The following is a 12,002-nucleotide window of genomic DNA, read 5'->3' as shown; positions in this document are numbered from 1 at the left end:
CAGCAACGGGGGTTGACCCTTGCCTGCGCCCTGCCGCAGCCCGATGAAGCCATGCCAGCACCCAGCACACAAATTAAGCGCAGCAGACTTTTCTGCTGCGGCTGAACCATTTCCCCTTCCGCCAAGTCTAGGCATGTCGCCAAAACGACAGCAGCGGCGGCCGCGCGAATCCGCCACCACCGTAGCGGCCAAGCACCCCGGACTTGCTGTGGCACCAGCCTTCAGAAAACAACTTGCTTGTGAAATGGAATGATCGATAATAACCCTTACGTCATAAACAGCTTGAACCCAAGAACACCTATGTTCACCCGCCTGGCCCTGCTGGCAGCTAGCAGCCTGCTGCTGGGTGAAATGGCTCTTGCCAATGGCGCAAGCGCCCCTGCTGTCGATTGTCCAAAGGCCGAGCAAGCCGCCAGGGGAAAACGCATCCTGCAGAATCAGGCCATTGGCCGGGCTCTGGACAAGAACCCGATTGCCATCGGCCTGACCCGTCGCGCCAAGAACAAGCAGCTGGATGCCGACGGCTGTTGAAACATTCATCGATAAGGTTAACCGTTCGCCATGTCTGAACATCGCTCCCTGCTGCGCAAATCCCTCCTGCTATTACTGGTGCTGCTGTTGATCGCCGGCTGGGGAGGCTTGCGTGCCCGTCACAGCCTGCTGACGATGGATATCGCCAAAATGAATACCTCCAAGCCATGGAAGATGGCATCGCTGGTACTACTGACGCCGGATGAACGGCGCCAGATCAAGGACTTCACCCACGACAAACACGAGGACTGGGATAAATTCTTTACGCTGGCCAGCGGCATTTCCATCCAGAAAATCATCGATACCCAAAGCCAGCTTGAACAGCAGGCCGCAAACAAACCGCAGTAAGCAGGCCGGCCGGGGCAGTTTTGCAGCTTGGCCAGGCCCCCACTTCGCCAGCGGCAGACAAATGGCCGGTGCCCGCCGGCCACCCTGACGGCACGGTTCTGCCGCAAATATCCCTTCCTTGATCCGACTCCAGGCCTTGCCCTGCCTGCATGCTAGAATCGGACGAATTTCATCGTCAGGAATGCAATTCATGGACAAGATCGTCATCGCCAGCCGCGAAAGCCGGCTGGCCATGTGGCAGGCAGAACACATCCAGGCCCGCCTGCAAGCGCGGTATCCGCACCTCACCGTCGAAATCCTCGGCATGACCACCCAGGGCGACCAGATCCTGGACAAGACCCTGTCCAAGATCGGCGGCAAGGGCCTGTTCGTGAAAGAGCTGGAAGTGGCGCTGGCCGAAGGCCGTGCCGACCTGGCCGTGCATTCCATCAAGGACGTGCCCATGGTGCTGCCGGAAGGCTTTGCCCTGGCTGCCATCTGCGAACGCGAAGACCCGCGCGATGCCTTTGTCTCCAACAAGTTTGCCAGCCTGGCCGAGCTGCCGGCAGGCAGCGTGGTGGGCACATCCAGCCTGCGCCGCGAATCGCAACTGCGCGCACGCTACCCGCAACTGGTGATCAAACCTTTGCGCGGCAATGTGCAAACCCGCCTGCGCAAGCTGGATGATGGCGAATACGATGCCATCATTCTGGCCGCCGCCGGCCTCAAGCGCCTGGAACTACACGACCGTATCCGGTCAGAACTCGCCCCGTCGGAAAGCCTGCCGGCGGCAGGGCAAGGCGCGCTGGGCATTGAAATCCGCGCCGACCGCGCCGACATGCTGGCGCTGCTGCAGCCCTTGAATCACCCGGACACCCACGCCTGTGTCAGCGCCGAGCGCGCATTGGCACGCGAACTGGGCGGCAGCTGTCAGGTACCCTTGGGCGCCTTTGCCACCCTCAGCGACGAAGTCATCAGCCTGGGCGGCTTTGTCGCGCATCCGGATGGCTCGGTCATGCTCACCGCCGCCGCCAGTGCGCCGCGCCAGTATGCCGAATCGCTGGGCCGCGCCGTGGCCAAACGCCTGCTGGATGACGGCGCCAAGCCGCTGATCGACGCCGTACTGAAAGACCAGCAATGACAACGGCTGGCCGCCGCATCCTGGTGGCCAGACCGGCCGCGCAAAGCGGCCGTTTGCTGCAACTAATGGCCGCTGCCGGCTGGCAGGGACAAAGCTTCCCGGTGATGGAGATCCAGCCGCAGCCAGAAACACTGGCCCACCTGCCACAGCAGGCCGCGCAGGCCGACTGGCTGTTTTTCGTCAGCCCCAGCGCCATCGACGTGGCCTGGCCGACGCTGCAGGCACAGCCACCGGCGGCGCGGCTGGCCTGTGTCGGCCAGGCCAGTGCCCGCCGCCTGGCCATGCTCAGCGGGCAGGACATTCTGTTTCCCACGGCAGGCAGCGACAGCGAAGCCCTGCTGGCCCTGCCCCAGCTGGCCGATGTCGCCGGCCAGCGCTGGCTGATCGTACGCGGCCAGGGCGGCCGAGCCCTGCTGGCCGATACCCTGCGCGCCCGTGGTGCGCAGGTGAGCCTGGCCGAGGTCTACCAGCGGGTGGATGGCCGGCCGGACTGGCGCCTGCTGGATGACGGCCTGCCGGACGCCATGGTGCTGACTTCCAGTGAAATGGCCGAGCAATTGTTCAGACTGGCTGGTCCGGCAAGAGCCGGGACGTTACAATGCCTTTTGTATTGTGTGCCGCACCCGCGCATTGCCGAACGATTGCAGGCTCTGGGCGCGACACGCATCGTGACAACCCGGGCCGATGACGATGCGCTCGTCGCCGGCCTCAGAGAATGGTTCTCCCGTCACCCATGAGCGAAACCCAGACTGTCGACACCCCCCGTCCGTCCCGCAAGAAACAGCTGAACCTGGCCCTGCTGGTAGCACTGGCTGCCCTTGGCCTATCCGGCTGGCAGCTGTACAGCACCCAGCAGGAACTGACTGCCGCCCGCCAGGAACTGGCAGGCCGGCTGGCTGAAGGCAATGGCGCCTCCAAGGAATTGCGTGGCATGACCGAGCAGGCGCTGACCGCCGCCCGCGCCACCGACGCCAAGCTGGCGGTACTGGAAACCCGCGTCAATGAATCCGCCGGACAATATGCCACCCTGAATGGCATGTACCAGGAGTTGACCAAGACCCGTAGCGACTGGCTGCTGTCCGAGGTGGAGCACACCCTGGCCATTGCCAGCCAGCAGCTGCAGCTGGCCGGCAACGTCCCCGCCGCCATCTCGGCACTGCAGATGGTGGATGCCCGCCTGTCCAAATTCGACCAGCCGCAGCTGATCGCAGTGAAAAAAGCCGTGGCCACCGATCTGGAAAAGCTCAAGGCCCTGCCCTATCTGGACACCGTCGGCCTCACCGTCAAACTGGACCGGCTGATGCTGTCCGGCGACAGCCTGCCGCTGGTGGTGGATGCCCATCGCCTGCAAGACAAACGTACCGCCAAGCCGCTGCCGGCCAGCGCCCCCTTCTGGGAACGCCTGGTGGCCGATATCAGCCAGAGCCTGGGCGAGCTGGTGCACATCCGCCGCATGGACAAGCCCGAAGCGCTGCTGCTGTCGCCTGAGCAATCCTTCTTCCTGCGCGAAAACCTGAAAATGCGCCTGCTGGATGCCCGCCTGGCCCTGATCCAGCGTGACGGCACCACCTTCGATGCCGATGTCAGCGCCGCCCAGTCCTATGTGCTGCGCTACTTCGACAATGACGCGCCGGCCACCCGCCAGTGGCTGTCCACCTTGCTGGAACTGAAAGGTGCGCCACTGTCCGTAACCCTGCCCGACCTCAATGCCAGCCTGAAAGCGGTACGTGATGCCCAGGGCAACAAGGGAGACTGACCGGTGAAATTTGTCATCTGGATTACCGGCCTGTTCGCCCTGGCCGTGCTGGTGGGGCTGGCCTCCACCCTGAATACCGGCTATGCCATCCTGTTCTTGCCGCCCTACCGCATGGAGGTGTCGTTCAACCTGCTGCTGCTGGGCATCGTGGCACTGATAGCGCTGGCTTATGTGGTGATGCGCATCATCAGCATCACCGCCGGCCTGCCCACCGAGGTACGCCGTTTCCAGCGCCAGAAAAAGCTGAAAGCCGCCCGCCACGCCCTGCGTGAGGCCGGTATCGCCTTTTTTGAAGGCCGTTTCCAGAAAGCGGAACGCGAAGCGCTCAAGGCCATGACCGACGAGTACGCTCCGGAAAACCGCGCCCTTGCCCTGTTGCTGGCAGCGCGCTCCGCGGGTGCCACTGGAGATCTGGACAAGCGCGACAGCTATCTGCAACAGCTGGATGTCCTGCCGGAACGCCTGCAGCTGGCGCGCCACATGCTGGATGCCGAGCTGAAGCTGGAAGCCAAGGACGCACTGGGTGCGCTGGCTGCCATCGAACGCGCCCGTGCCCTGTCGCCCAACCTCACCAATGCCCTGCGCCTGGAGCTGAAGGTGCGCCTGCTGCAACGCCAGCCGGAAGCGGTACTGGCCCTGACCGAAAAACTGCTCAAGGCCGAGGCGCTGGAACCGGCACAGGCCCGCCGCTACCGCCTGGCCGCCTACAGCCAGCAACTCACCGGCTTTGTCGGTGGCCGCGAAGTACGCGACTGGCTGCGCCGCATCCCGGACGCCGAACGGCGCAACCCGGTGCTGGTCAGCGAAATCGTCAGCCGGCTGATTGCGCTGGAAGACTTCGACTATGCCGCCACCCTGCTGGGTGAGGCCCTGGCCGATGAAGAACAGGCCACGCCGGAACTGGCACGCGAGCTGGGCCAGCTGGCCGAACGCCTGTCGCCGGAAAAGCGGCTGGAACTGATGCGCGATGCCGAAGGCTGGCTCAAGAGCCGCCCACGCGACCACATGCTGTTGCTGGCGCTGGGCCGGCTGGCCATGAACCAGCAGCTGTGGGGCAAGGCGCAAAGCTATCTGGAGGCCAGCAACTCCATCAGCGCCACCCTGTGTGCCAATGCCGAACTGGCCCGTCTGTTCGAGGCTACCGGCAAGGAAGAACAAGCCGCGCAGCATTACCACCGCAGCCTGGAACTGGCACTGGCCAAAGGCGACTGAAGCCCGGTCACCCAGTAAAAAGCCCGCGTTTAACAACGCGGGCTTTTTCTTTGTCATCCCTGCGCTTCAGCTGCCGCCAGAACTGGCCTCGCGCTGGAATTCCAGCTGGTCATTGCCAGCCTGCAATTGCAGCCGATTGCCCTGCACCACCAGCCGTGGCTGTGCCGACAGCAACTGGCTCAGGCTGCGCTCACGCTGCTCCAGCGGTGGCGGGCAGGCCATCAGGGTTGACATCATCGCTCCGGTCTTGAGCAGGCCGTTTTCCAGGCTCACCACGCTGCCCAGCCCATTACAGCCAGCGGAAGCATGCAGGCGGCCGGCGGCAAACTCCAGCCGGTAGGGTTGATTCTTGCCGGCATCCACCTGCTGCCAGCGGCCATCCAGGCTGGCCAGATCACGCGGTGCTTGCCAGCCCTGCGGCTTGTCGGCCGGTGTGGCGGGCTGTGGACTGGCACAGCCAGTCAACCAGCCAAGGACCAGTACCGGCATCCAGAAATGTTTCATGCGCTGACTCCTGACTGAGCAGTCGGTGCTCATTGCACACTGCGGCTGATCGTTTCGCTGAATACCACGCGCTCCAGAATGGTCCGTACCGCCGAGGCATCGGCCGGCGGGTTCGGCACGGTCTCATAGCGCAGCTTCAGGTAGTAGGCGGTATCGGGCTGCGGGGTGAAACCCTCGATCGCGCCGTAGAACAACTGCCAGGGCTGGTTTTCGCTACTGCGCACCTGCAGGCATTGCATCTGCCCGGCTCCCGCACTGCAGTTTTTACGCTGGCTGCTGACATACAGATACTGCGGCCGCTGCGCCGGAGCTGCGGCGGCTGCGGGGTGGCCTGCCGTCTTATCCAGCTTGCGTACAAAGCGGTATTCCCCTGCGCTACTGGTTAGCACCAGTTGCTGCAACTTGCCATCGGTCTTGATCTGGAAGGGTTGCGACAGAAATCCGATATACGCCTGTTCGGTCTGCATCATGGCGGGCGGGCACATCATGCGCGTGGTGGCCACCACCAGCTTGCCCTCGGCATTGGTGTGGCCGGTAAAGCGGTTACAACCGGCAAAACCGCTGATGCCCTTGGCCTGAAACGACAGCGTGGGCAGCGGTTCGGCCACCTTGGGCGATACCAGTTGCCATTCGCTGCCCTGCAGATTGGGCTGGGCAAATACAGGACCAGACAACAGGGCGGCAATAATGGCGGTGGTTTTCCAGTGCATATTCATCTCCAAAATTAAACAACGCTAATATTTAAGAGGCCGCAGCAGGCCATGAGTTCCATGCGGTTGCCACTGTCAACCCATCCTAAGGATGGTCAAGCCTGCCGCCAAGCCGGCGCGGCAGGCAAGAAAAAACCCTGCCGGCCAGGCAGGGTTTGCTGGAAAAGCGGTAGTGCGCAGGCTTAGTGCACCACACCCTTCACCAGGTCTTCCACCACTTTTTTGGCATCGCCAAACACCATCATGGTCTTGTCCATGTAGAACAGCTCGTTGTCGAGGCCGGCATAGCCCACGCTCATCGAACGTTTCACCACGATAACGGTACGCGCCTTGTGCGCTTCCAGAATCGGCATGCCGTAGATGGGGCTGGCCTTGTCCTTCTGCGCCGCCGGGTTGACCACGTCGTTGGCACCGATCACCAGCACCACGTCGGTATTGTTGAAGTCGGAGTTGATCTCCTCCATCTCCAGTACCTGCTCGTAGGGCACTTCGGCTTCGGCCAGCAGCACGTTCATGTGGCCCGGCATGCGGCCTGCCACCGGGTGAATGGCGTAGCGCACGGTCACGCCCTTCTCGTGCAGCAACTCGGCAAACTCCTGCAAGGCATGCTGGGCGCGCGATACCGCCAGGCCATAACCCGGCACGATCACCACGCTGTCGGCATTGCTCATCAGGAAGGCCGCATCTTCAGCCGAACCGGACTTGTAGTTCTTCGGACCGGCATCTCCTGCCGGGCCAGCACCGCCCGACTCCGCACCAAAGCCGCCCAGCAGCACCGAGACGATGGAACGGTTCATCGCCTTGCACATGATGTAGGACAGAATGGCACCAGACGAACCCACGCAGGCACCGGCAATGATCAACACCGGGTTGTTCAGCGTAAAGCCGATACCCGCCGCCGCCCAGCCGGAGTAGGAGTTGAGCATGGACACCACCACCGGCATGTCAGCGCCGCCAATGGGGATGATCAGCGTCACGCCCAATACCAGCGCAATGGCCACCATGGCGAGGAAGGCCGCGTGGCTGTCGGTCACGAAGTAGGCAATACCAAAGCCCACCATGGCCAGCGCCAGCAGCAGGTTCAGCAGATGCTGGCCATTGAAGCTGACGGCCTTGGAGCCAAAGCGGCCGGACAGCTTGCCGTAGGCAATCACCGAGGCGGTAAAGGTGATGGCGCCGATAAAGGCACCGATGAACAGCTCCACCTTCTGTACGCCTGTGTGTTCCACACCGCTATGGAAGATGGCGGCCACGGCGATCAGCACCGCCGACAGGCCCACCAGCGAGTGCATGGCAGCCACCAGCTCCGGCATGCCGGTCATCTCCACCGTTCTGGCTTTCCAGCCACCGATCACGGCACCGGCAACAATGGCAGCGGCAATCAGCCCCAGCACCGGCTTGTCCATGATCATGAAGGTGGTGACCACGGCGATGACCATGCCGATGATGCCGAACTTGTTGCCGCGCAGCGCTGTCACCGGGCTGGACAAGCCCTTGAGCGCCAGGATGAACAGCACGGCCGCCACCAGATAAAGTACTGCAGAAATATTAGCCATGGTTCTTCCTTATTTTTTCTTCTTCTTGAACATGTCCAGCATGCGCTGGGTGACCATGAAGCCGCCGAAGATGTTGATGCTGGCCAGGAAGATGCCGATGGTACCCAGCACCGAGGTGAGGGTGATTTCGGAACCGTTGATGTCCACCACCTGCAGCATGGCACCGACGATGATGATGCCGGAAATGGCATTGGTCACCGCCATCAGCGGGGTATGCAGCGCCGGGGTGACGTTCCACACCACGTGGTAGCCGACAAACACGGCCAGCACGAAGACGGTAAGGCTGGCGATAAAGGGATCGACCATCTTGTTCTCCTTAGTTGGCCGCCGGGAAACGTACCTGGCCGTCGTGGGTCACCAGGGTGGCCGCCAGCAGGTCGTCTTCCAGATTGAGGGTGAAACCATCCTTGCTCAGCATCAGCGACAGGAAGGTCAGCAGGTTCTTGGCATACAGGCTGGAGGCGTCTGCCGCCAGCTCGCCCGGCAGGTTGAACTGGCCCACCACGGTGACGTGATTCTCGGTCACCACCACCTCACCCGGCTGGGTGCGTTCACAGTTGCCACCGGCTTCCGCGGCGATGTCGATGATGACCGAGCCCGGCTTCATCGCTGCCACGATGTCGGCACTGATAAGCGTCGGGGCCTTCTTGCCCGGAATCAGCGCGGTAGTGATGATGATGTCGGCAGCGCGGGCGTGCTTGCTCACCAGCTCTGCCTGACGACGCTTGTAGTCGTCCGACATTTCCTTGGCGTACACACCGTCGCTGGCGGCCTTTTCTTCAGCCGTCATCGGTACTTCGATGAACTTGCCGCCCAGCGATTCCACCTGCTCCTTGGTGGACGGGCGCACGTCGGTGGCTTCCACCACCGCACCCAGCCGCTTGGCGGTGGCAATGGCCTGCAAACCGGCCACACCAACGCCCATGATCAGCACCTTGGCCGGCTTTACCGTACCGGCAGCCGTCATCAGCATGGGCATGAAGCGCGGATAGTAATGGGTGGCCAGCAGCACCGCCTTGTAACCGGCGATATTGTTCTGGCTGGACAGCACATCCATGCTCTGCGCCCGCGTGGTACGTGGCAGCAGCTCCATGGCAAAGGCGGAAACCTTGCGCGCAGCCAGCTGCGGGAAAGTCGTGTTCTGGTAGGGGGCCAGCTGGCCGATCAGCACAGCACCGGTTTTCAGCTCGGCAATGCCGGCCTCGTCCAGCGCACGCACGGTGAGCACGATGTCAGCCTGCGCCAGCGCCTCGGCCCGATTGGCCGCAATGCTGGCACCCAGTTCTGCATAAGCCGCGTCGGGAGCGGCGGCAAACTGCCCGGCTCCCTGCTCCACCACCACGGTGTGACCCATGGCGATCAGCTTTTTCACCGTTTCCGGTGTCGCGGCCACGCGTTTTTCACCAGCCAGCCTTTCGGCCGGAATAGCGATCTGCATGGTCAAATTCTCCTGCAATGTGAAATGACAAAAAACAAAACCCAAAAGATAGCGAACGCCCGTGCGAGGCATTTTCGAACGAGCGTTTGAATTATATTAAAACCATGAATGTTGATTTTGCGCAATAATTTTACACAATTGCGACAGTCACCAACCATATACCGTCTGACGATCCGGTCAATACGGCAGGGTTTTCCGGGCCGGGGTCACGCAGCGCGGAAGTCGGGTGCGGGCAGGGAGTCGGCACTGCCTGTTCTGCGCCCAGTCTGTGCTGCACGACCAGTGCAGGGAAATCAACTGGCATACAGGGGGGCAAGAACAATGCCAAGTATGGATAAGCACCGCGTTGCCTGACACTAACGGTTCGCCCGCCAGCTTGTAAAGCAGGGTTAACCATTAACACTAAGGTACTGTAAATCAAAATGAATGGCCGGCTGAGCGGGGTGAAAACCCTGAGCGGAAAGGCTTTTATCGTGCACTGCACCATAATGCAAAGCCAGTTACCGGCACTGGCAAAGAGGACGGCCAGACTGATAGCGCAGCATGGTCAGCCTCAGGCAGGGCTACCCGATCAGATAGGGCCAGCGACAACGACGGTTTTGATGTGGGACGGGCTTGGAACAGGTATCCCGCACCGCTTGCGCGGCAACCACCGCAGAGGCCTGGCGAGCACTCACTGTGGCGCGGGGTTGGTGGCCGCCAGCAATCTGGCAATGCTGCCATCACGCAGCATGCCACGCAGCACGGTCGTCAGCCGCTCACGCCGGGCATACCAGGGCGAGCGACGCGACAAGCCGATCCGGCGCTCTTCCAGCCCGGGCAATTGCAGCGGCTGCTCACGCACCAGGGCTTCCCAGCCCTGGCTGTGCAACAACGCCATGCCATTACGGCGGTTGATGACTACGGCATCGACGCGCCCGGCCAGCAATTTGCGAAAATTGGACAAACTGCTTGGCGCGAAATCACGCTCCAGTTGTTTATCTTCATCAAAAGCCGGCTGATAGCGCATGCCCTCCACCACACCGATGCGTAATGGATAGAGGTCGGCATAGCTGCGCACCTGACGCGAATCCGCGCGCCGCAGGTAAATCGCCAGCGGCGTGGCCGCCGCATAGGGGGGATCGAGAAAGGTGATGTATGCATCACGGTCATCGCTATTGCGCACGCCGATCACCAGATCGGCCTGGCCCTGGCGCATGGCTTGCAGACAACGTTGCAGGGGGCAGGAGAGATAACGCACGGGGGCATCCAGCCGGGCGGCCAGCAATTTGATGATTTCCACATAGGGACCGGATGGCTGGCCCTGTGCATCCAGCGTTTTCCAGGGGCTGAAGGTATTGAATGCCAATACCAGTGGCGGACTGGCCGCCCAAGCCGGGCATAAACACAGTGACAGGAGAATGGGCAACAAGCCGCGCAGGAAAGGCAATATGGCATCCGCAAAATGATTTTTGCTCATGCTATCGCCAAACCCTGGCACGGTGCAGGTTTTTTGTTGCTGCCAGCACAGGGGCGGTGCATGCGTGTGCAGGGCCGCGCTGATGCGGCGTGAACAACACCGGGCGAACGCTCATTGAATCACGGTAAACGCCGCATCCTTAGTTGTTTCAGGCGGTTTTCGCCATGCCTCGCTCACGAGAACTTGGCAGGCTCTTACAGCAGCCATGCTGCCAGCAGCAGCAGTGCATCCAGCAGCAACAGCCCGGCCACCGCCAGACGGCGCTGCAGCAGGCTGCCCAAGCCCATCAGGCCGGCCACCAGCAACAAGGCGAATGCCCACAGCTGCAGATTGTCCAGGCCATCGGCTTGCCACAGATAAGCCGCGCCGGCTGCTGTCAGCAGTACAAACTGCAGCAGCGCCAACACCATGCTGCTGCGGCTCAGTGGCAGATCAAAGCGCTGGCGGGCGCGCTGCAGGTCAAAAGCCGGGCTGTCATCCACCACGCCGGCCGGCAGCCAGCCCGGTGGCTTGAACCACACCTTGAACTTGTCCTGCCAGCGTGGGGCCTGGCAAGCCAGCCGCCACAACGGCACATAGCCGGATGCCACCGCCCACAGCGGATTCCAGCTATTGAGCGGGCTGCGGGTGCCGTATACCGGCGCTTCGTCCTCCTCGGCAAAGGTGCCGAACAGCCTGTCCCAGATGATCAACATGCCGCCGTAGTTCTTGTCCAGGTACTGGTCATTCACCGCATGATGCACCCGGTGATTGGACGGGGAAGAAAACACCCGGTCGAACCAGCCCAGCTTGCCGATATGCTCGGTATGTATCCAGAACTGGTAGAGCAAGACGATCAGCCCGGCCAATGCAAACTGCTCCGGCGCGACGCCAGCCAGCGCCATGGGCAAATAAAACGGCCAGCCGAGAAAAGCCACGGTGCTTTCCTGGCGCAAGGCAGTGGACAGATTGAAATCCTGGCTCTGGTGATGCACGGCATGCGCCGCCCAGAACACCGCGCTCTCATGCCCCACCCGATGCAGCCAGTAATCGCAGAAATCGAACATCACGATGGCCAGCAGCCAGCCCCAGGCGCTATTCCACAGCGCGGCGCGGGGAAACAGCGCCAGATGCCGCCATGTCAGCGCATACAGGCCGATCTGGAACAAGGTGCTGACACTGGCAACCAGCTGGCTGAGCAAACCCTGGCTGAGGCTGGCCAGCGCGTCACTCAGACGATAGGTGTTGCGGCCAATGGCCAGGCCATAGCCCAGCTCCACCAGCATCAGCAGCAGGAAAACCGGGAAGGCGTATACGGTGATTTGTTCCATCAGACTTGATCCGCAAGACATGGCAAAACGGCACAATGTGTGCCTGTACCCAACGGTA

General features: G+C 61.9%; 13 protein-coding genes. 6 read left to right on the top strand and 7 right to left on the bottom strand.

Features of this window, described 5'->3' with window-relative positions; translation table 11 throughout:
* The first annotated feature begins 300 nt into the window (after positions 1–300).
* The 6 genes from EAY64_RS04940 to EAY64_RS04915 all read left to right on the top strand — a co-directional run bounded on the left by EAY64_RS04940 (position 301) and on the right by EAY64_RS04915 (position 4,967).
* Complete coding sequence (locus EAY64_RS04940) at positions 301–531, top strand: hypothetical protein (RefSeq protein WP_103523679.1); 231 nt, start codon at positions 301–303, stop codon at positions 529–531.
* Positions 532–561: 30 nt separating this feature from the next.
* Positions 562–879 (top strand): hypothetical protein, encoded by a 318-nt coding sequence (locus EAY64_RS04935; RefSeq protein ID WP_103523678.1) that lies wholly within the window; start codon positions 562–564, stop codon positions 877–879.
* 190 nt (positions 880–1,069) lie between these two features.
* Positions 1,070–1,999, top strand: coding sequence for a hydroxymethylbilane synthase (gene hemC / locus EAY64_RS04930; protein ID WP_103523677.1), 930 nt, complete (start codon positions 1,070–1,072; stop codon positions 1,997–1,999).
* Positions 1,996–2,736 (top strand): uroporphyrinogen-III synthase, encoded by a 741-nt coding sequence (locus EAY64_RS04925; RefSeq protein WP_103523676.1) that lies wholly within the window; start codon positions 1,996–1,998, stop codon positions 2,734–2,736. The genes hemC and EAY64_RS04925 overlap by 4 nt, the downstream gene beginning before the upstream one ends.
* The gene (locus tag EAY64_RS04920; RefSeq protein ID WP_103523675.1) at positions 2,733–3,755 is read left to right on the top strand and encodes a uroporphyrinogen-III C-methyltransferase; all 1,023 of its coding nucleotides are present in this window, start codon (positions 2,733–2,735) and stop codon (positions 3,753–3,755) included. Before EAY64_RS04925 ends, EAY64_RS04920 begins: the two co-directional genes overlap by 4 nt.
* A gap of 3 nt (positions 3,756–3,758) precedes the next feature.
* Positions 3,759–4,967 (top strand): heme biosynthesis protein HemY, encoded by a 1,209-nt coding sequence (locus EAY64_RS04915; protein ID WP_103523674.1) that lies wholly within the window; start codon positions 3,759–3,761, stop codon positions 4,965–4,967.
* 66 nt (positions 4,968–5,033) lie between these two features.
* Here EAY64_RS04915 and EAY64_RS04910 read toward each other — a convergent pair whose 3' ends face one another.
* The 7 genes from EAY64_RS04910 to EAY64_RS04880 form a co-directional block, all read right to left on the bottom strand.
* Positions 5,034–5,471, bottom strand: coding sequence for an META domain-containing protein (locus EAY64_RS04910; protein WP_158604611.1), 438 nt, complete (start codon positions 5,469–5,471; stop codon positions 5,034–5,036).
* Between the two features lie 29 nt (positions 5,472–5,500).
* The gene (locus tag EAY64_RS04905) at positions 5,501–6,181 is read right to left on the bottom strand and encodes an META and DUF4377 domain-containing protein (protein WP_158604610.1); all 681 of its coding nucleotides are present in this window, start codon (positions 6,179–6,181) and stop codon (positions 5,501–5,503) included.
* Positions 6,182–6,363: 182 nt separating this feature from the next.
* A complete protein-coding gene (locus EAY64_RS04900; RefSeq protein WP_103523671.1) occupies positions 6,364–7,737 on the bottom strand; it encodes an NAD(P)(+) transhydrogenase (Re/Si-specific) subunit beta in 1,374 nt (457 codons plus the stop codon).
* Positions 7,738–7,746: 9 nt separating this feature from the next.
* Complete coding sequence (locus EAY64_RS04895; protein WP_045848133.1) at positions 7,747–8,043, bottom strand: proton-translocating transhydrogenase family protein; 297 nt, start codon at positions 8,041–8,043, stop codon at positions 7,747–7,749.
* Positions 8,044–8,053: 10 nt separating this feature from the next.
* Complete coding sequence (locus tag EAY64_RS04890; RefSeq protein ID WP_103523670.1) at positions 8,054–9,175, bottom strand: Re/Si-specific NAD(P)(+) transhydrogenase subunit alpha; 1,122 nt, start codon at positions 9,173–9,175, stop codon at positions 8,054–8,056.
* Positions 9,176–9,848: 673 nt separating this feature from the next.
* Entirely contained in the window at positions 9,849–10,634 is a 786-nt protein-coding gene (locus EAY64_RS04885) for a substrate-binding periplasmic protein (RefSeq protein ID WP_103523669.1), read from the bottom strand.
* 194 nt (positions 10,635–10,828) lie between these two features.
* A complete protein-coding gene (locus tag EAY64_RS04880) occupies positions 10,829–11,944 on the bottom strand; it encodes a sterol desaturase family protein (protein WP_103523668.1) in 1,116 nt (371 codons plus the stop codon).
* Positions 11,945–12,002: the final 58 nt, after the last annotated feature.

It is taken from the genome of Aquitalea palustris (assembly GCF_003693445.1).
GTDB lineage: Bacteria > Pseudomonadota > Gammaproteobacteria > Burkholderiales > Chromobacteriaceae > Aquitalea > Aquitalea palustris.
The sequence above is the reverse complement of the archived record's forward strand: the minus strand, read 5'-3'. Positions and strand labels throughout refer to the sequence as shown.